Genomic DNA, 20,199 nt, shown 5'->3' with positions numbered 1-20,199 from the left:
ACGATTTTTCCGACCCTGCAAGCTATTACAAAAGAAAAGAGCCACTTGTCTTTTAACCCTTAAAATTTTGACAATTCTAACGGCACTAACCCAAACATAAAAGATAAGAATATCAAAGAGCAAAAAGCTTCGCTATTTATTGCCCAAAGCGCATTAAACCCCACCACGGCTATGAAACCAATGACTAACGAGCTATTAATAGGATTACAAAACGCGCTAAAAATAACAGCCTTTTCAAGGGATAAGTAAAACTTAGCCTTAAGGGAGCGGTTTCATTTTTTGTAGCGGATCAAAGGGTAGGAGCAGTTTTTGCATAAAAACTCTAACGCTTCGCCCTTTAAAAAATGGGTTTTGATAGCCATAGCTTTTTGGCTGTTTAAAATATCTTTTAGGGGTGTATGGTTTAAATCGCCAAGGTTGATATGAGCTTGCGTGTCCATGCAGCACGGCACGACAACGCCATTAGATAAAATAGCGACTTGTTTAATAAGCCCATAACAATAGGGGATTTTTGATTTCTGGTTTAAAGGGTTTGGGGCGTTCAAATCCGGCCATTTAAAGGTCTTTTGGATATTCAAAAAACTTTTTTTAAACAAACGAGCGCGGCCTTGCGATTTTAGTGCCTCTAAAGAAACGCATTCAAAGCTTTCTAAAAAAGGCTTGATCAAATTCTGGTGTTTTTCAAGGGTGCTGTCTTGAATGCGTAAATTCAAAAACACTTCGCTATTTTTTTCAAATTTATAGCGGCAAAATTCTAAAATTTTTTGGATATAGCGGTGCTGGTTGATTTTGTTATGATTGTCTAGCCCTGCGTCTAAAGAAATAGAAATTTGATAGATTGCATCTTGTAATAGCGTCTCAAAATCGCGCCAATACACCCCACTGGTAACCAAATCTACTTTCAAAGAAAAGCGTCTAGCGGTGCTTAAATAGCGGTTTAAATTTTTGAGCTTGCAAGGATCGCCCAAGACATGCAAGGTGATAATTTGGGTTAAGGGGGCCACTTCTTTACAAACTTTTGCAAATAATTCCAAAGGCATCACGCCTCTGATATTTTTGGGGTTAGGGCAAAAACTGCATTGCAACCCACAAATATCGCTTAATTCTATATAGATTTTTTTAAAAAGTTTCTTGTTGGGTGTCAATTCTTATGAGAAACTAGTAACGCTTGTTTGAAAAGACACTAGACATTGAAGCGAAAATGCAACACATCGCCATCTTGAACGATATAATCCTTACCTTCAATGCGTAACACCCCCTTTTCTTTCGCCCCGGCTTCGCCCTTATAAGCGATAAAATCATCATAACTGATGGTTTCAGCTCTGATAAAGCCTTTTTCAAAATCCTTATGGATCACCCCAGCAGCCACAGGCGCACTAGAGCCTTTTTTAATCGTCCATGATCGCACTTCCTTGACTCCAGCGGTAAAATAATTGATCAAACCTAATTCCTTAAAACTCAAACGAATGGTTTTTTCTAGCCCGCTTTCTTCTACGCCCAAACTTTGCAAAAATTCTTTGACTTCATCTCCACTCATAGAAACCATTTCTTCTTCCAATTTAGCGCACAAGGCGACAAACTCGCTATTTTGCTCTTTCGCATGGTTTTTGACTTTTTTAGCATGCTCATTGAGCGCGTTTAATTCTTCTTCACCCACATTAGCGACATAGATCATTTTTTTATGGGATAAAAAACGCAATTCCTTGTCCAGCTCCAAAAAAGCCTCGCTCGTGTTTAAGGGGAAAGTTTTCGCCGGTTTCAATTCTTCTAAATGCGTTTTTAAACTCAAAGCGCATTCTAAAAGATTTTTAGCGTCTTTTGAGCTTTTTAGGGCTTTTTGCAAGCGATCGATCCTTTTGTCTAAAGTGGCAATATCCGCTAAAATCAACTCCAATTCAATGGTCTCTATATCATTCAAAGGATCAATTTTATCGTTCACATGCGTGATATTGTCATCTTCAAAACAGCGCACCACTTGCAAGATCACTTCGCATTCCTTGATATTGGCTAAAAACTGATTGCCTAAACCCTCCCCTTTGCTCGCTCCCTTAATCAACCCAGCAATATCCACAAATTCCACCACAGAATGCAAAATGCGTTCAGGCTTTACGATTTGAGCCAACGCATCAAGCCGTCTATCAGGCACATTCACGATGGCTTTATTGGGTTCAATGGTGCAAAAAGGGTAGTTCGCACTTTGGGCGTTTTGGGTTTTAGTGAGCGCGTTAAAGGTGCTGGATTTGCCCACATTAGGCAAACCCACAATGCCTACAGACAAGCCCATTTCAAGCCTTTTTCAAAAGCTCTTCCACAAAAGCTGTGCAAGCTCTCACGCCAGCCCCACTCGCTCCAAAGCTATTCACATCCCATTCTTTTTCCACATAAGCAGGGCCTGCAATATCAATGTGTAGCCACTTATCCTTAAACTCATCTCTAATAAATTCATTTAAAAACAAGCCCGCCGTGATCGCGCCACCATAGCGCGAGGAAGAAATATTACACACATCAGCGATTTTAGATTCAATCAATTTCTTTAAATGGCGGTTAAAGGGGAGTTTAGCTAACAATTCGCCGGATTCTAACCCTGAAGTTTCAAAGAGATTTTTCAATTCTTCATTATGCCCCATGATCGCTGAAGTGAATTCGCCTAAGCCCACAACGCATGCCCCAGTAAGGGTCGCAAAATCCACGATCACATCAGGGCTTAAATCTTGAGCGTAGCTCAAACAATCCGCCAAGACCAAACGCCCTTCAGCGTCGGTATTACGGACCTCTATGCTTTTGCCTTCTTTGGAGATTAAAATATCATCTGGTTTATAAGCAGCCGGGCCTATCATGTTTTCTGTAGCCCCAATAATGCCATGCACTTCAGCTTCCACGCCCAGTTTGGCTAATGCGTTTAAAAGCCCAATCACCGCAGAGCCACCGCCTTTATCCGCTTTCATGGTAACCATGTAATCGGCCGGTTTCAAGCTCAAACCTCCGCAATCATAAGTCAAGCCCTTGCCCACTAAAGCGATTTTTTTCTTCGCTTTTTTAGGTTTATAGACTAAATGGATCAAGCGGGGGGGATTGACAGCGAGAGAGGCTTTATTGACCGCTAAAAAGGCGTTCATTTTCTTTTCTTCTAAAAATTTTTCGTCATGGACATGGATTTCTAAATGGTTTTCTTTAGCCACTTTTTGCGCCACTTCAGCCATATAAACAGGGGTGCCAATCATAGGGGGGGTATTGACTAGATCTTTAACGATATTCAAGCTTTCTGTCATGATTTCAGCGTATTTTAAAGCTTCTTTAGCGTTCTTTTCTAAAGAATTCGTGCAAGTTTTTTCGCATGGTTTGTGCAATTCTAAAGCGACAATGGCTTCTTTTAAAACGCTTTCTTTTTTGTTGGATTTAAAAGTGTCGTATTCATACAAGCCTAATTTCAAGCCCAAAAACAACGCTTTCAAATTTTCTAAAAGCGCGTTATCTTTAGAATGCGTTCCGCAAGTATAAACGCCCACTTTAACGCTTTTAAAAGCGAGTTTTTTAAGGGTGCGAACGGCTAAACACGCGCTCTCTCTCAATAAATGCACATCATCTTCTTTAACGCCCACATACAGGATTTTATTTTCTTGGTCTAAAAACGCACCTTCGCCTTCGTATTTAAAGGTTTCTAGCAATTCTTTATTTTTGACCCAAGCGTGATCAAAATCCTTATTGATAATAAAAACTAAACTGCATTCAGCTTTTGCGTTTTCAAAAGTGGTTTTTTCTAATTTGATTTTTAACATAAAGTCTCCTTTTTTAATTTCATATCTTTCAAGAATTGTATTGCACTCTAGCGGTTTTTCTTGCTATAGTATTGGAAATACCATAGAACCAACGCCAAGAAAGATACTAATAGTAATATTAGCGCATAAGGGTGTTTTTTAAGCCACTCTAACGCATGCAATAACTCTTCTCCCAAACACCACGCTAGAATAATGGTAATGCTCGCCCACACCATCGCGCTAATGAGATTGATGATAGCGAATTTTAAAGCGCTATAGCGCGTGAGGCCTATGCTAATGGGAATGATAGTGCGCATGCCATACATGTAGCGTTGGATAAAAATGATAAACCAGCCGTGTTTTTGCAACAATAAGTGGGCTAGGGCGAGTTTTCGGCGTTGTTTTTCTAGCTTTTTTTGGATGTAAGCTTTATTGGTGCGCCCGATGTAAAAATAGATCTGATCCCCCACAAAGCCCCCAATCCCTGCGACTAAAATGGCTAACCCTAAATGCATATGACCGGTATAGCTGGCAATCCCTGCTAAAATCAACCCGATCTCGCCTTCTAAAATACTCCACCCGAATAAAATGAGATACCCCCAAGTCGCTGCATGCTGATTCCATAAGTCAATGATGTATTCTTCCAAAACTCACCCTTATCCTAGCACTCTAACAAACAAAAAGTCTTCACTCGCTCTTCTAAAAGTTGGATGCCCGGTAATTCTTTTAACCCTATCAAAAAGCATGCTTCTACGCATTCAGCTTGTAGGGCTTTGATAAGCTCAAGGCTCGCTAAAGCTGTGCCTCCAGTGGCTAATAAATCATCAACCAACACCACCCTTACCCCCTTAATTCCCCTAAAAGCGTCAGAGTGGATTTCTATGCTATCGCTCCCGTATTCTAGGCTGTAGCTTTGAGATAGGGTGTGCGCGGGGAGTTTGCCCTTTTTCCTCACAGGCACAAAACCCACCCCAAGCGCATAAGCGAGAGCAGAGCCTAAAATAAACCCCCTAGCTTCAATGCCCACGATAAAGTCTATATTGAGAGCGAGATAGCGTTTTTTGAGCGCGTCAATGAGCTTGTTAAAGAGTTTAGGGTAGTTGAGTAGCGTGGTAATGTCTTTGAATAAAATCCCTTTTTTAGGGTAGTCTTTCACTTCTCTGATGCTTTGTAAAAGTTCTTCTTTGAGCGTTTCATTCATTTTGATTTCCTTTAATATAACGGATTGGTTGTAGAATTTTGATTTATTATAGCGTTTTTAAAGGAGAGCTTCTATTTTTTGCTCCAATTCTTTAATACGATTTTTATATTTATCCGATTCGCCTTTGTATTCAGAGTTGCGCTGTTTAAGGGCTTTTAGTTCTGTTTTTAACGAGCTCATTTCTTGGGTAAGAATATCAATATTACCCAAAGCTCTTTGGAGTTGCAACTGGTGTTTTTGGATCAAAATTTCAGCTTCTTGTAAGGTGAGCTTCATGGATGCGTTAGTGCGTTCTTGCCGTTTAGCCACGGTTTTAAAAAAGAAAGTGCGCACACCCATATAAAGGATAAAAACAATAGCGATAGTGATGATAAACCATTGGGTAAACATTCTATTAAAATATCCTTTTAGCGAAACGATGTAATTATACTACATTAGGTTGATGATTTCAGCGATTCATCTAGCTTTTGGATGCGCAACACATGGCGGCCTTGTTCAAATTCTGTAGAGAAAAACGCTTCTAAAATGCTTTCTGTTACGCCAATACCGCTAATCTTTTCACCCAAGCACAAGACATTAGCGTTATTGTGCAAGCGAGTCATTTTAGCCATGTAAGCATCAAGGCACAAAGCGGCTCTAATACCCTTAAAGCGATTAGCGCCCATGCTCATGCCTATCCCTGTGGCACACACTAAAATGCCATAGCTTTGCGCATTTTCTAAGACCTTTTGGCACACTAATTTGGCGTAATCAGGGTAATCCACCCTCATAGTGGGTAAAAAAGCTTGGACTTTAAAATCCTTGTCTTCTAAAAAATGTTTAACAAATTCTGCAAGATGCAACCCTGCATGATCGCTTCCTATAAAAACTTGAGCAATATTCAAAGGCTTATTCATCAGCCCTCCTTGATAAAAGATTAAGAAAGGAGTAAGGAAAATAAAAATCTTGTGGGTGCATGGATAAAAAACTCCGATAAAGGGGGGATAAACAAAAAGACAAACACTACCAACATGCCGTAGCGTTCCATTTTAGAAAACCATTCCAATAAAAACGCGCTTTTAAAATGTAACGCTAAAAAACCTAACGCTTTTGATCCGTCTAAGGGTGGGATAGGGAGGCTATTGAAAACACCCAAGACAAGATTATAAAGAATGCCTTGAATGAGAAAGGTTACTAAAGCGAGCTGATAAAGATTCAATTCATCAACGCTTAAAGTGTTGATCCCTAGTTTTTGGAAGCTCCAATGCGTGATGAAAGCGAGCAGAACGGCCAGAGTGAAATTATAGATCACCCCGGCTAAACTCACCACTACGCATGCTAGAGAGCCTTTTTGAGAGACAATGTAGCGCATATCCACAGGCACAGGTTTGGCCCACCCAAACAAAAAGGGGGCTTGAAAAATGAGTAATAAAGCCGGTAAAAGCACCGAACCCATCATGTCTAAATGCCTGATAGGGTTTAAACTCAAACGCTTAGCGTCTTTAGCGCTCCTGTCCCCGAATAAAAACGCGCTCAAGCCATGCATGATCTCATGCCCTATGATAGCGATTAAAAGGGCTAGGATTTTCATTAAGGTGGTAATAAAACTTTCTAAAGAGAAATCAAAAAATTGCACAAAAAACCTTAACGCGTTGCGTTTTCTTTTTTAATGATTTTTTCTAAGCCTTCAACGCTTTTAAACATGCGCTCCCAACGCACCAGATAGCGTTTTTTAGGGTTATTTTCCGCATCCATTTCCAGGCTATTTTTTAAACTCAAACTGAAATAAACAAACCAAGGCGAACCCACGATGTTTTTATAAGCCACGCTCCCCCAAAAGCGCGAGTCGCTAGAATTGTCTCTGTTGTCGCCGATCATGAAAAATTCATCGTCATTGATTTTCTTATAAAACACCTTTTCGCCCTCCATTTGAATGAGTTGCATGCTGATATTAGCTTCTGCGCCTTGAGTGGCTAACTGCTCCATTAAATGGAAGGTTTCATTATCTTTTTGGTAATGGATACCCGGATGCTTATTTTTATAAGGGTTTAAAACAAAAATTTTACCCATAAATTCTTTAGTCATAGCATCTGGGTAATGTTTAGCAATGTAATCTTTATCGTTGCCGCTCTCAAAAGGGTGCAAATAAAACCCCTCATTAGTGAATAGCACCTCATCGCCCCCAATGGCAAAATTCCTTTTGACATAGTAAGACTTTTTTTCATGGGGAGGGATAAACACCACCACTTCGCCACGCTTGGGGCGATCCCCCTCTATCAAATGCCCATTATTTTTAAAATCAGGCATGATGGGAAGCTCAATCCATGGGATTTTGGGAATGGGGATGCCGTAAGAAAACTTTTTGACAAAAAGCATATCGCCCTCATAGAGCGTGCCTACCATAGAGCGAGAGGGAATGATGAAGGCTTGCGCGACAAAAAAGATAACCAACAGCACAATAACAATCGTCCCTACCCAACTGGAGCAAAATGCATAAACAGAGCGCAAAAATTTCATTTAAAATCCCTTCCTTTGTTGTTTTTCAAAAGCGATTAAAGTGTTTTCTAAAAGCGAAACGATTGTCATAGGCCCCACGCCTTTAGGCACAGGAGTGATAAAACCGGCAACTTTTTGCGCGTTGGTGAAATCCACATCGCCCACGATACGCCCATCGTTCAAATGATTGATCCCAATATCCACCACTACAGCCCCTTTTTTTAACATGCTCGCTTTAATCAAATCAGGCTTACCCACGCCCACGCAGACAATATCAGCGTTTTGGGTGTAAAAACTAATGTCTTTAGTCAAAATATGGCACACGCTCACGCTAGCCCCAGCGTTTAACATGAGCATGCTCAAAGGCTTTCCAATGATATTGCTCGCCCCGATAATCGCCACATCCTTGCCCTTGATTTCAATGTGATAATGCTTTAAAAGACGCATCACGCCCATAGGGGTGGCTGGCAGAAACGATTCCTTTTGGGTGCAGAGTTTGCCGATATTAAGGGGGTGGAAACCATCCACATCTTTGTTTGGGTCAATGGCTTCTAAAATCATTTTAGTATCAATGTGTCTGGGCAAAGGGAGCTGGACTAAAACGCCTGAAATGCTTTGATCAGTATTGTAATCTTTAATCAAGGACAGCAATTTGGCTTCAGTAATATTTTCTTGGAGGGTTTTTAAATCAAAATCCATGCCCACCCTTTGGCATGCTTTGATCTTCATATTGACATAAGTGATACTCGCAGGATCTTTCCCCACTAAAATCACGGCCAGTTTGGGGCGTTTATGCGTTTGTGTATGGATTATTTGGATTTTATGTTTCAAATCTTTTTCTATATCATAAGCTAACGCTTGCCCGTCTAATAAAACAACGCCCCTATTTGGCATGCCCATTTATCCTTTATCAATTAAAATCCTATTATTGTAGCAAAAATCATGCGTTTAATGGATTAAAAACCCAGTTTGTCAATCTTTAAGATTAGCCCCATGATAGAGCAAGTAGAAACTAAGGGCTTTCAAAGATTCTAATTGCTGGTAAAATTTAGAAGCTTCTGTTTTGTCGTTTTGTTTCTTGTCGTTTTGTTTATCCTTTGGCTCTTTAGGGCTTTCGTTCAAATACCTTAACCCCAAACTCGGGTTATAAAAATAATCTTTGGTAGCGATCGCTTCATAACCTAGCGCGTAATTGGGGTGGCTTGGGGGGTTTATTGTATTGTTAGAAAATAAAGGCTTCCCGAAACTCACAAATTGAAAACCTTCAGGAGCAACTAATTCAACAATCGTAGGGGCGATGTCTAAATGCGATCCGACCTGACTGATTTTTTTAGGCTTTAAAGTAGGGGCGAACAAAATAAGCGGCACGGATTTAATCGTATATAAATCGTTTTTAGCGTATTCATAGCTCCTGTCAAAGTGATCTCCTGTGATGATAAAAAGCGAGTTAGGGAATTTTTGGCTGGCTTTTTTGATGAAATTGACGATTACTTTGTCATACCAGTAAATATGCCCTAAAGAATTAGCGTCCGGTAGATTTTCTGATTTGGGGGTTTTTTCCACAAATTGTTGGATTTTTTCTAAAGGCACGCCAAAGGCTTTGAGATTCACGTTTTTGATCGCGTGGTTGCTTAAAGTCATCACCATGCTGAAAGTTTTTTCATTGGGGTTGGTGTTTTCTAAAATATAGTCAAATAAAATATTGTCATGCACTCCCCAGTTGCTCTCTATGGGTTTAGGGTAGGGCTTGTTTTTGGCAAATTCTAAGAGATGGTTATTGAAATAAAGGGCGTGAAAACCTTGTTTTTTGGTGAAACTAGTGAGTTTGTTCCAAATCCCGCTACCCCCATAATAAAAGTTGTTTTTATACTCTAAAGTTTTTGTGATATTGCCAATCGCCATAGGAAAACTAGGGAGGATCACCCCTGAATTGACTAAATTATTATCATTGATATAAGGCAAGCCTGTGATTTGGACATCTAGGCTTTTAACGGTCCGTGGGGCGCTTTCAATAAAAGCAGAAAGCATGTGAGCATGCTCTTTTTTAACCAAATCTTGTAAAGCGCTCGTTAGCCCTATGGCGTCAAATTTTGGATCAAAATGCCATGAGCTTAGGGACTCTGAAACGATATAAAAAACATGCTGAATGGTTTGATTGGAATTGTTGTGGCTTGTTTGAGAAAGCAACTCATAGAGGTTGTTTTGGGGGTTTTCTTTAAGATTGAAATAATTTTTCGCTACTTCTAAAGGCGATCCTTTAGCAAAATCGCTGAATTTAAGATTATGGCTTTGTCTGTAATTGCGCGCTAAAAGATAAAGGTTACGAAACGCCCCAGGGGTGATTTTCATTAAAAAAGGATCTTTAGCTGGCTCTATGCTGAGATCTAAAGACGCGCCCACAAAACTCAATTGCGCGTTAATGTAAAACATTTGCGTGAGGGAAAAAAGCGCAAATAAAATGAAAGTTTTAAGGGGTTTGGTGTGGGTGGCTTGATACACATTTTTGGGTTTAAAAAGGGCGTTTTGGAGTTTGAAATAGATAAAAGAAATTAAAACGCTAAGGATTACAAAGAGTGAAAAACTAGAAAAAATAGGGTATTCCCCACTCATTTTTAAAATCGTGAGCGTGTCTTCATGCAAAAATTCCAATAAATTTTCATCAAACACATTCCCATAAATGCCATAATAAACAATGTTCGCAATATTTAAAAACAGAATAATAGCGATAGAAAAACACGCCACAATATTAAGTATTTTTACTTGGTGTTTGGGGGCCAATAACCCTAATAACCCGATGATGATAAAAAGAATCGCTAAGCTTGAGACCACACGATTATCATATCTGGCTCCATTGAATAGGGTCTTGATGATTTCATCAAAAACAGGGTTTTTTAAAGCATGCTTATAATAGCCTGTATAAAGGATAAAGCCGATACGATTAAACACAAACAACAAGCTCATAAAAAAGGTGAAATAAAAACCTTTTAAAAAGAGCGAAAAAAGGGCATTAGATAGGGATTTCATAAGCGTTAATACAACCTTTTTTTAACAAGAGATAAAGTCTTAAAAAAGACAAAAAGAAGCAAGGGGAAATCCAATAAAGAATCTAAGATTTGAAAATTAGAACGCATCAAAAGCGAACTGGATAAAGCCACTAAAGCGATCATGCCTAATAAGGGGCTACTCAAAAACAAACTGCCGCAAAAAAGCGCGCTAAAAATCAGAGAAGCCATGAAATGATGGTAGATTGAAAAAGGCAAGAACCCTAAAACATCTGTCAAAAGCAACAGATTGAAAAACAGCATGACGCTATAAGATTGCAAGGTTTCTAAAGGGGGTTTTTTGAGTATATGGCAAGAAAAGATCACATAAGCAAGGATTAAAAGACAGCTAAAGGGGCTTAAGGGGGCTGTAAAACTGCTTAAAAATGCATTGAGCGATAGAGAGTCTTTCAAAGCGATATTGCTTAAAATCACGCTTATTAAAGAGAGCGAAAACCTTAAACTTAACGCCTTATTTTTGAAAAAAAAGAAAATTAAAAAAAGCCATATAAAACTCAGCGTGTAAGAAGAATGTATAAGCATCGTTAATCACTTGAGAAGGGATTTTAAATAAGCCATATTGAAACGGATGTGTTTGATATGAGAGCGGTTGTAGGTATAGACAATATCTATAAAATGAGGATTAAGGCTATAGCTTGGGTAACTCACTTCATTGGCTTTATCTAGAATTTTTAAGGTTTTAAAGGAGTTTGAGTTTTCTAATTTAGAAAGCCAGAGTTCTTTACGACGCAAAGATAAATCGCTAGGGTTGTGGATCAAATACAATTCTTCGTTTAAATTGATCAAATTCAAAGCGTCATTCAAGTTTTTCAAATTCGTAAGCATGGGTTTTTGCCAAGCGGTGGGGGTTTTACAGGTTTCTAGCATGAGGCTATCTTTAAAAGAATGGTTTCTAAACGCCATGATGGCGCAATCTTTAAAGGGGGTTAGGCTTGGCTGGAGCTGGTGGTTTAGGGCATTAGGCCTTAGAAGCTCTCTTGGGTTATTTTGTTGGTCAAATTTCAACAACAAGGGGTATTGGGTGGCTAATTCGTGATAGAGCGGTAGCATAAAACCGCCATCAGTGGTGTTTAAAGGCTTATTTTTTATCAAATGGCTTAAATTTAAAAAAGGGCTTAAAGAGAGTTTTCGCGCAAACTTAAAACGAATCGGCTCTAAAGCGCTTTCAAGTTGATAGATTTTAGAAGTGGCCCACCCGCCCATGCTCACCCCTACGACAAACAACAAAATTTTATCGCCATGCAAAAAAAGCAAGGGGTTACCTAGTTTTTTGATGTATTCATGCGAATAATGAGAAAGCTCTTCTTTGGTTAAAAGAATGAAGGCTTCGCTCCAGCGATTGATCTTGCTGTCAAAAAGATTCGCGCTGATTTTCACATCTCTTGCCCCTTCTTTAGTGCCGCTAAAATAAGCACTCAAGAGGTTATCGTTAGGCAAATTGATTAAAGAGCTCGCATGCACGCTTAAAGCGTCATTTGGTTTAGGGATAGTGAGTTGCATGAAATAGGGGGGGTTTTGAGTAACAAGGGTTTGATTGCGCGTGAAAGCATAGGGGGGGGTTTGGCGCTTCATTGCAATTAAAAATAAAACGATAAAAAGCCCCATGAAAAAGGCGGTGTTTTTTAGGCGATTTCTTGAAGGTTCCAAGATAGCGTTTCGCCCCCTCTTAAGATAGCGATTTTTTCATTCAAGCAAAGCGTGTGTGTAGGGACTATAAAGGGTTTTTTAGACAAACGCACTTTTTTATTAGGCAAATTGTCTAGTGCATAGATTTTTTTAGCATTATCGCTGATGAAGGCTTGCAAGTTTTCTAAAGCGTTGTGTTTTTCAAAAAGTTCGCACAACGCAGGCAACAAAATAGGGGCAGAAAAGATGCCCGCCGGGATGTTAGCGCTATGCTTTTTAGAAATGAAATGCGGGGCGCTATCAGAGCCAAAAGAGATTTTAGGGTGGGCTTTTAAAGCAAGGGATAAAAGCCTTTCTTGGTCTTTTTTGGTTTTGATTAAAGGTTTGCAAAAACAATGCGGGTTCAAACTCCCTCCCAATAAATCATCTAAAGTCATGCTGATATGGTGTAAAGTTAAAGTCGCATAGAGGTTGGCATGCTTTTCAATCAAAGCGATACTGCGCCAATCGCTCAAATGCTCTATAATGATTTTGAGTTTAGGGAATGAAAGGGCGAAAGTTTCTAAAACGCTATGGCATAAAAATTCTTTATCCAAACAAAACCCGGCTTGTTCTGCATGGATGCATAAAATAAAGCCTAATTTTTGGGCGTTTTCTAAAACCTCTAAAGTTTTTTCACCCAACAAATCCGAAGTGCCGTTTTGCGCGTTTGTGGTCATGCCTTTGGGGTAGAGTTTTAAAAATTTAATGCCTTTTTCGTGAGCGCGTTGCAATTCTTCTAAAGTCAAGTCATCATTGAAATACAAACTCATTAGAGGCTTGAAGTTTGAAGAATGGTTTAAAATTTCTTCTTCGTATTCAAGGGTGGTTGGAGTGTCAATCAAGGGCTTACTGAGGTTTGGCATGATCACCGCAGCGCTAAAAGGCTCGCTAGAATATTTTAACACCGCTTTTAAAAGCGCGTTTTCTCGCACATGCAAGTGGGCGTCTATGGGGTCAAAAAGCGTGATTTCCATTTTCTAATTGCCTCCTAAGTAATAGCGCACTCTAATGCGAATGAGGGTTTTGGTTTTGGGGCGTGGGTAATCCTTATAAGCGATCTGAATGGTCTTTAAGGTGTTGTCATCAAGCATTTTGTATTCAGAGCCAATGATGATTTTAAGATCGGTAATATCGCCATTAGGGTGCAAGTAAAACTCTACCGCATTCGTCCCGTCCTGCCCTAAATAAGCCGCTACTTGAGGGTATTCTAAATATTTTTGCGTGATGCGCCCAATATCTCTTAAATTATTCCTAATGAAATCTTTTTCGGCTGTGCCTAAATCCCCAAATTCTTCGCCATACAATTCATCAATATCCCTTCTGGTTTGGTTATCTAATCCTTTATTATTTTCTTTTCTGGGTGGCGCAACTTCTTTAGGCAAGAAAGAAAGCTGGTTAGGGTCAAATTCTTTTTTGACAGGTTTTTTCTCTTCTATTTTTTTCTGCTCTACTTTTTGTTCTACTACTTTTTTCTCTTCTTTTTTCTCTTCCACTACTTTTTTCTCTTCCACTTTTTCCACTTTTTTAAGAGCTTTATGTTTGTGGTTGGGCTTTTTGGGTTCTGGTTTGGGCTTTGGTTTAGGCTCAGGCTTAGGCTTTTCTATAGGTTTTGGTGGGGTTGGCGGAGTGGGGGGTGTGGGTGGGGTGGGGGGTGTTGGGGGTTTTTGAGGGCCAGCTAGCGTGGGTTTAGGAGCACCCGGGTTGTTTTTACTAGGATCTTGCGAATGGCCTCTTTTTAAAACCAATAAATTTTCAGGATTTAATTTAACGAGCTTGGGTTTTGAAGGAAAAAAATCTTCTCTGTGTTCAAATAAAAAATAAATCAACCAGTGTAACAATACAGACAGAATGAGAGAAAAGAAAAAATTCCTGTTAGAATGATCCACAGGATCAAAATTTTTCCCTAACTTAGCAGGTTGTAGTTTAGAATTTTCCGGCATATAAATTTCCTAATTTTGAATTCTTTATATTATTTTCAGCTTCTTTAATCAGTTCTTCTTTAGATGTTTTTGGGCTTATTTTGTCTAAAAGCAGGCCGTATTTGTCGCTTAGTAAGACCAAGTAACGCTCCTTATTAGTTTCTATGGAAATGATTTTATGGTTCGCACCAACACGACCCAAAACACTAACTTCTAACTTAAAATCTTTTGCAGAAAAAGATCTTTGTGTGGGAACAATTTTTTTTTTGATTACATACAATATTAAAAGTAAGGCAGCAATAACCGCTAGCACCTTGTAAGCATGGCTTAAATCCAGTGGGGGTTTTAACTCTAGAGTGTTTAAAGGGCTTTGGGGTTGCTCTTTCTCATCTTGGCTTGCGAGATTGGCATGCTGAGATTTTTCTTTCAGGCTAGGCAGTGGGGCTAAATGAAAACCTTTGGGTAAAAAAAGAAAGCGGAGTTGCTTTTTATCCTTGCTGTTTGAAGCTTGGATTTCTAATTCTGCTTTAGCTTTTTTAGACAAGAGGTAGATGTCATTTTGGTAGGAAAACATTTCTAAGGCATTCAAAGAGGCTTCTTTAAAATCCATGGTTTTTTTAGAATCCAATTGAGCGTTTTTTAAGACGATCACCTTTTGCCCTTCAACTTCCATGATTTTAGGCGTTTTGTTAAAGGGCGTTTCAAAAGTGAGCGTGGTTTGCACGGCTTTTATAGGTGGCGTTGTTAGAGCGTTTGAATCAGGTTGGACTTCTTTTAATGCATTTTGCCAATGCACCAATTTAATGGGGGCGTCATCAGTGGGCGTTTTAGCGTTCAAAGAGGTGGTTTCTTCAGCCAGTAACATCAAAGTAGCGCTCAGTAACAAGAACAACAATCTCATGAATTTTTAGCGAGATAATACACAATGGCGTTAGAATCAAGGATTTCATTCAAACGAATGGCTAAATTCCTTTCAAAAACCATCACCTCACCCTTACCAATAACCCGCCCGTTCACAAAAGTATCCACGCTTTCTCCGGCGGGTTTTTGCAAATCAATCACAGAGCCTTTTTCAAAACGCAAGATTTGCAATAAAGGGATTTGCGTAGAGCCAAGTTCCGCGCTAAAAACAATCTCCATGTCCAAAAGGTTTTTATAATCGCAGATGAGTTCTTCTAAATAAGTGGAAAGCTCTAGTTCTCTTTCTTTATTCGCTTTCTCTTTTTCTTTTTCGGCTATTTTTAACTTATTAGCTTCTGTTTCTAGCATAAAACTCTACTCTTTCAAGAATGATTTGACTTTGATTATAAAATCTTAATTTTACTATAAATTTTATAACAAATAAAGCCACTACGCCTTAAAGCTAGCTTTAGAAACGCAAAATTCTTTTAAAAAACACGCATTGCATAAGGGGTTTTTAGCCTTGCAGGTGTAGCGGCCAAACAAGATTAAGGCATGGTGGAGTTTGGACAGGTTGTCTTTAAACAGATCGCTGAGTTCTTCTTCGGTTTTAATGGGCGTTTTAGCGTTGCTTAAGCCTAAGCGGTGTGTTGCGCGGAACACATGGGTATCTACGGCTATATAATTTGCATCAAAGCACACTGAAAGCACCACATTAGCGGTTTTTTGCCCCACGCCATCTAAACTCATCAATTCTTTTTGCGTAGAGGGGATAACGCCCTTAAAATCCCTAACCACTTTTTGCGCCATACTGATTAAATGCTTGCTTTTGTTGTTGGAATACGAAACGGATTTAATAATCTCTTTAATCTCTTCTAAAGAAGCGAGCGCTAAATCGTTCACGCTCGGGTATTTTTCAAATAACTTGGGCGTTATTTGATTCACTCTAGCGTCCGTGCATTGAGCGCTTAAAATGGTAGCCACTAACAATTCATAGGGGTTTTTATGGCGCAATTCGGTGGTTTGGTTGGGGTAATGTTTTAAGAGCAGCTCTTTGATTTGTTGGGCTTTTTGGTAAGTTTTAGCGCGTTTTAAGGTCATTTTCACACGCTTTCTTTGATGACAAGGTATTGCGCTTCATGGGATCTTAAAGCCACTTGAATGCGGTTGATTTTGACCGAAAGCGTGGCTTTTTTCATGGAATAATGCAAAAGAATGCATTGAACCCCTTCATGGATACCAAAAGAGAGGAAGCGTTTTTTAAGGGCTTCATCGCAGTTAGCGATTTCTACGATTTCATAAACTTTGTCTTTAATGGCTTCATTGAGCGTCATTTTACTTCCTTTTTGATTCAATGTTTTTTTTGACTTCATCTACGATGATGTCAATAGGTGTGAAAATACGGCGCAAGATTTTAAAAGGCGCTTGGATAATATCTGATGCTAAAGTTACTTGGGTTTTAGGCTTATCCAGCGTGCCTTTGACATTCACGTTGGTGGTGATTTTACCTCCTTTTCCTAAAACGAGATAGCCCACGATAGGGATTTTATTTAAGACATTACTCAAAGCCTTGATAGTGGAAACTTCTAAGTTTAAATCTAATTTGTTTTTGTCTAATTCAATGATCCCATTGCCAGCAATATCAAGCGTTTTGCCGACAAGATCAATTTTTTCTAACCCTAAATATTCTTTAGTGATCCCAAATACAACGGAGCCGGTTTTGATTTGATAGCCATTAGCCCCTAAATGAGGGTTTCTAAAGACAATGAGAGAGGGAATGGTGTTGATGAGATTGACCATGTTTTGCATGAGGGCGAAATTCTTTAAGCTTGTGTTTTGGAATTTCAATTCGCCGTTGAAAACCTGATCTTCAAGAGCCCCAATAAGCGTGAATAAGCCTCCTTCTACGAAATCTTTTTGGAGGATGGTGTTGATATAATCCCCGGTAAAATTATGGGCCTTAAGATACAAAGCCCCATGCACTAAATCCGCCATGATCATGGCGTTTTTATAATTGCCATCAATTTTCACTCTGTCATCTTGAGCGACAATATCAAGATTTTCTAAAGGAAAAGGCATTTTTTTATAGATTAACACGACATCTTTAGCATGGATGCGTGTAGAGATAGGGATAATTTTGTGGGCTTTTTCATAGCGTTGTTTGGCGCTAATGAAAATATCTTCATCCTGGATTTCTTTAGAGCTAGGCTTTTCTTTTCGTTCTTTTGAGAATAATCCCGCAATCGCTGGCATCTTGCTATCTAAAAAATCGTCAATACTCAAATCAATGTTATTAAGGGTAATATCCTTTTGATCCCCCTTAACTTTTATAGATATGCTTTTGCTTGGAGTATAGACAGAAATTTCATCTTTATTAATAGATCCAAATAAAGAGAGGGAATTAAATTGCTTGCCGTTGCTATGATAGATGGGTAAAGTGATTTTTAAATCCTTAGCAAAAAAATCAATATTGATAAAATCGCTCGTAGAAACTTCTAAAGAGCCATCTTCTAAGGCGAAATATTTCATAATAGGGGAATAGGGCTTGATTTTTTTCAAATCTTTGACTCTAAAAACATAGGCGTTATCTTTAAATTCACCCTCTAATAAAAGTTGCGGCACGCTCCATTGCATGTGATTGGGGTTAGAAAAATCAAAATTCAAAGAAAGGTTTTTAAGAGTGTCTCCTGTAGCGTAGAAAACATCTTTGGTGAATTTATCTTCACTTTGGGCTTTAATGGTGTCTATGATTTTTCGTCTAAACACCTCTGAGTTTTCACCCTCTTGAATAACAGAATGCAAGCTTTTTAAATCTAAAGAAAATTTAGTAGGCTGTGGGTTATCTTGGTCGTTATTCAAGCCATAAGAACGCATGTTGATATTGTTGTTAGTGTTGAATCGTATCTTATGGACTAAAGAATCTAAAGAAAGGGTTTTTTTATTCAAGTCTAAAGCGATTTTAGCGTCTAAATCCAGCATGTTTTCATAGCGGGTGTGGGTAGTTTCTATGTAGATGTATTGGTATTCTTGGGTAATATCTAAGCTTATATTAGCGTTTTGCGTATAAAGGGGGATATTATAGAGCGAGAGGGTGCCTTCTTGCAAATTAACATTGCCTTGAACGCTAAATAAGGGGGCGGTGTTTTTTAAGAATTGTAAGGTGAGTTTCAAATCCGCGCTAGATGGCGTGCTGATTTTATCCAAAGGTAAAACGACTTTATAAGCATTCAATAAATCCTTAATGCTATCGCCATAATAATTAGGGGTCGTTTTTAAAAAAACCTCCAACTTGGGGGCTTCTAACAAATTGGAAAAAGTGGCGTAAGAGCCGTTTAATTCCATGGTTTCATAAGTGATTTTTTGGGGCTGTATGAGGAGCTGTTTGTTTTTGAAAACCAATTCGGTTTTATCCATTTTAATGGGCGATAAGCCATCATTAAAAACGACTGAAGGCTTCATCAAAGTGGCTTTAACTACAGAATTTTCCAAAAGCGATGGGACAAACTCGCTAGGAGTGAAATTAGCTTTAATTAAAGCGTTATCAATCTTAAAGCTAGCAAATTGGATCTTGTCAAAAATCCATGTTTTTAAATTTTTTTGCGATTGGCGTTGGAAAAGAGGCTTTAAAAACGCTAGGCTTTTCATTGGAGAAGTGTTAATTTTTAATTCTATGGTTTTTAAATCGGTTAGCCCTTGCAAATAAATTGCAGCACTGGGTTCAATTAAAGGCTTGACAATCAAATTGAACGCCATTTTCCTAGCTTTAGGTGAATAGTGGGCGTTGCCATCCACTTGGACTTTAATGTCTTTAAAAAGCAAATTGATGATCTTAAGCTTGATGTTTTTATCGTCTTCTAGGGAAAATTCCCCTTTGACTCCTGGAAATTCCAACTCGTATTTATTCCCATCAAAAAAGATATTGGCTTTATTTTTATCATCTAAAATGATTTCTTTGACTTTAAGCTTTTCAAAATAAGACACCGCCCAAATGCCATAACGGATATTTTTAATCAAATCAGAAACTTCTAAACGCTTTTTAGTGGATTTTTGATGGAAGAAAGAAGAGAGATCAATGCGTTCAATTTCTAAAGAAAGCTTGTTATTAAGTTTTAAGTATAATTCAGAAATGCCAAGCTTTCCAATTTTTAAATTTTGTATGTGAATGCCGTTTGAAAGGGTTTTGTGAATGACGACTAAAAGAGTGAATACTGCCACAAACAAGATAATGACATTAAACACTTTCTTGGATACATGTTTTCTTTTATTCATTAGTATTCTTTTTTATTTAAGTATACCAATTTATCCTAACAAAGTGGTGGTTGTCCCGCAAGGTTCGCTCAAAAAAGTGTTTTTTTCTTTAAAAGATCAGGGCGTGGATATGAACGCTTTGGATTTGCTTTTGTTACGCCTGATGGGCATGCCTAAAAAAGGTTATATTGACATGGGCGATGGGGCTTTAAGGAAGGGGGATTTTTTAGTCCGTTTGATCAAAGCGAAAGTGGCGCAAAAAAGCGCGACTTTAATCCCTGGAGAAACCCGCTATTTTTTCACGCAAATTTTGAGCGAGACTTACCAGTTAGGAGTTGGCGATCTCAATCAGGCTTATGAAAGCATCGCTCCACGATTGAACGGCGCTGTGATAGAAGATGGGGTGATATGGCCAGACACTTATCATTTGCCTTTAGGGGAGGACGCTTTTAAAATCATGCAAACTTTGATCAGTCAATCTATGAAAAAACACGAAGCTTTAAGCAAACAATGGCTTGGATACTACCATAAAGAAGAGTGGTTTGAAAAAATCATTCTCGCTTCCATTGTGCAAAAAGAAGCCGCTAATACTGAAGAAATGCCCTTGATTGCGAGCGTGATTTTTAACCGCTTGAAAAAAGGCATGCCTTTACAAATGGATGGGGCTTTGAATTATCAGGAATTTTCACACGCTAAAGTAACCAAAGAGCGCATTAAAACCGATAACACCCCCTATAACACCTATAAATTTAAGGGCTTGCCTAAAAATCCTGTAGGGAGCGTGAGCCTAGAAGCGATTAGGGCAGTGGTATTCCCTAAAGAAACTAACTTTTTGTATTTTGTGAAAATGCCGGATAAAAAACATGCTTTCAGTGCAACTTATAAGGAGCATTTAAAAAACATTAATCTTTCTAATAATCATTTTTATGATTAGGGTTAATGGGGCGTTTTTTCTTTTAAATTGAGTAAAA

The 20,199-nt window shown here is 38.7% G+C and carries 21 protein-coding genes; 1 reads left to right on the top strand and 20 read right to left on the bottom strand.

The genetic code is table 11. The features are described 5' to 3' along the window. Positions 1-272: 272 nt before the first annotated feature. From I6852_RS05040 to I6852_RS04945, 20 genes are all read right to left on the bottom strand, one after another. The gene (locus I6852_RS05040) at positions 273-1,145 is read right to left on the bottom strand and encodes a radical SAM/SPASM domain-containing protein (RefSeq protein WP_197291733.1); all 873 of its coding nucleotides are present in this window, start codon (positions 1,143-1,145) and stop codon (positions 273-275) included. 38 nt (positions 1,146-1,183) lie between these two features. Next, a complete protein-coding gene (gene ychF / locus I6852_RS05035) occupies positions 1,184-2,284 on the bottom strand; it encodes a redox-regulated ATPase YchF (protein WP_197291732.1) in 1,101 nt (366 codons plus the stop codon). A 1-nt stretch (position 2,285) separates the two neighbouring features. Beyond that, positions 2,286-3,776: a leucyl aminopeptidase gene (locus tag I6852_RS05030; protein ID WP_197291731.1), complete on the bottom strand. Its 1,491-nt coding sequence runs from the start codon at positions 3,774-3,776 to the stop codon at positions 2,286-2,288. A gap of 47 nt (positions 3,777-3,823) precedes the next feature. Then, positions 3,824-4,402 (bottom strand): DedA family protein, encoded by a 579-nt coding sequence (locus I6852_RS05025; protein WP_000393397.1) that lies wholly within the window; start codon positions 4,400-4,402, stop codon positions 3,824-3,826. 14 nt (positions 4,403-4,416) lie between these two features. Beyond that, positions 4,417-4,956: an adenine phosphoribosyltransferase gene (apt, locus tag I6852_RS05020; protein WP_001006115.1), complete on the bottom strand. Its 540-nt coding sequence runs from the start codon at positions 4,954-4,956 to the stop codon at positions 4,417-4,419. A 57-nt stretch (positions 4,957-5,013) separates the two neighbouring features. After that, positions 5,014-5,346 (bottom strand): hypothetical protein, encoded by a 333-nt coding sequence (locus tag I6852_RS05015; RefSeq protein ID WP_000495089.1) that lies wholly within the window; start codon positions 5,344-5,346, stop codon positions 5,014-5,016. A gap of 44 nt (positions 5,347-5,390) precedes the next feature. Continuing rightward, entirely contained in the window at positions 5,391-5,852 is a 462-nt protein-coding gene (rpiB, locus tag I6852_RS05010) for a ribose 5-phosphate isomerase B (protein ID WP_079355268.1), read from the bottom strand. Between the two features lie 20 nt (positions 5,853-5,872). Further along, entirely contained in the window at positions 5,873-6,571 is a 699-nt protein-coding gene (locus I6852_RS05005) for a site-2 protease family protein (protein ID WP_197291730.1), read from the bottom strand. An 8-nt stretch (positions 6,572-6,579) separates the two neighbouring features. After that, complete coding sequence (gene lepB, locus I6852_RS05000) at positions 6,580-7,452, bottom strand: signal peptidase I (RefSeq protein WP_197291729.1); 873 nt, start codon at positions 7,450-7,452, stop codon at positions 6,580-6,582. Further along, positions 7,453-8,325, bottom strand: a complete 873-nt coding sequence (folD, locus tag I6852_RS04995) for a bifunctional methylenetetrahydrofolate dehydrogenase/methenyltetrahydrofolate cyclohydrolase FolD (RefSeq protein WP_187231878.1) — start codon at positions 8,323-8,325, stop codon at positions 7,453-7,455. Between the two features lie 78 nt (positions 8,326-8,403). After that, positions 8,404-10,455 (bottom strand): LTA synthase family protein, encoded by a 2,052-nt coding sequence (locus I6852_RS04990; RefSeq protein ID WP_197291728.1) that lies wholly within the window; start codon positions 10,453-10,455, stop codon positions 8,404-8,406. A 5-nt stretch (positions 10,456-10,460) separates the two neighbouring features. Further along, positions 10,461-11,015 (bottom strand): 3-deoxy-d-manno-octulosonic acid hydrolase subunit 1, encoded by a 555-nt coding sequence (locus tag I6852_RS04985; protein ID WP_079355273.1) that lies wholly within the window; start codon positions 11,013-11,015, stop codon positions 10,461-10,463. 6 nt (positions 11,016-11,021) lie between these two features. Then, positions 11,022-12,140, bottom strand: coding sequence for a 3-deoxy-d-manno-octulosonic acid hydrolase subunit 2 (locus I6852_RS04980; protein WP_147797486.1), 1,119 nt, complete (start codon positions 12,138-12,140; stop codon positions 11,022-11,024). Next, entirely contained in the window at positions 12,116-13,135 is a 1,020-nt protein-coding gene (gene pyrC, locus I6852_RS04975; protein WP_197291727.1) for a dihydroorotase, read from the bottom strand. Before pyrC ends, I6852_RS04980 begins: the two co-directional genes overlap by 25 nt. A 3-nt stretch (positions 13,136-13,138) precedes the next feature. Continuing rightward, the gene (locus I6852_RS04970) at positions 13,139-14,101 is read right to left on the bottom strand and encodes an energy transducer TonB (RefSeq protein WP_001947644.1); all 963 of its coding nucleotides are present in this window, start codon (positions 14,099-14,101) and stop codon (positions 13,139-13,141) included. After that, positions 14,085-14,981 (bottom strand): hypothetical protein, encoded by an 897-nt coding sequence (locus tag I6852_RS04965; protein ID WP_197291726.1) that lies wholly within the window; start codon positions 14,979-14,981, stop codon positions 14,085-14,087. The genes I6852_RS04970 and I6852_RS04965 overlap by 17 nt, the downstream gene beginning before the upstream one ends. Beyond that, positions 14,978-15,349, bottom strand: coding sequence for a flagellar motor switch protein FliN (gene fliN / locus I6852_RS04960; protein WP_000894324.1), 372 nt, complete (start codon positions 15,347-15,349; stop codon positions 14,978-14,980). The genes I6852_RS04965 and fliN overlap by 4 nt, the downstream gene beginning before the upstream one ends. A gap of 81 nt (positions 15,350-15,430) precedes the next feature. Next, positions 15,431-16,087 (bottom strand): endonuclease III, encoded by a 657-nt coding sequence (gene nth / locus I6852_RS04955; protein ID WP_197291725.1) that lies wholly within the window; start codon positions 16,085-16,087, stop codon positions 15,431-15,433. Then, on the bottom strand, positions 16,084-16,314 hold the full coding sequence (locus I6852_RS04950) for a FeoA family protein (RefSeq protein ID WP_000174130.1): 231 nt from the start codon (positions 16,312-16,314) through the stop codon (positions 16,084-16,086). The genes nth and I6852_RS04950 overlap by 4 nt, the downstream gene beginning before the upstream one ends. A 1-nt stretch (position 16,315) precedes the next feature. Next, positions 16,316-19,249 carry a DUF3971 domain-containing protein gene (locus I6852_RS04945; protein WP_197291724.1) on the bottom strand — a complete coding sequence of 978 codons (2,934 nt, stop codon included), beginning with the start codon at positions 19,247-19,249 and terminating at the stop codon, positions 16,316-16,318. On the opposite strand from I6852_RS04945, the gene mltG reads away from it, so the two are divergent. Next, positions 19,167-20,162: an endolytic transglycosylase MltG gene (gene mltG / locus I6852_RS04940; protein ID WP_197291723.1), complete on the top strand. Its 996-nt coding sequence runs from the start codon at positions 19,167-19,169 to the stop codon at positions 20,160-20,162. The genes I6852_RS04945 and mltG overlap by 83 nt on opposite strands. Positions 20,163-20,199: the final 37 nt, after the last annotated feature.

Source organism: Helicobacter pylori (genome assembly GCF_015904775.1).
In the GTDB taxonomy this organism is placed as follows: domain Bacteria; phylum Campylobacterota; class Campylobacteria; order Campylobacterales; family Helicobacteraceae; genus Helicobacter; species Helicobacter pylori_DM.
The sequence above is the reverse complement of the archived record's forward strand: the minus strand, read 5'-3'. Positions and strand labels throughout refer to the sequence as shown.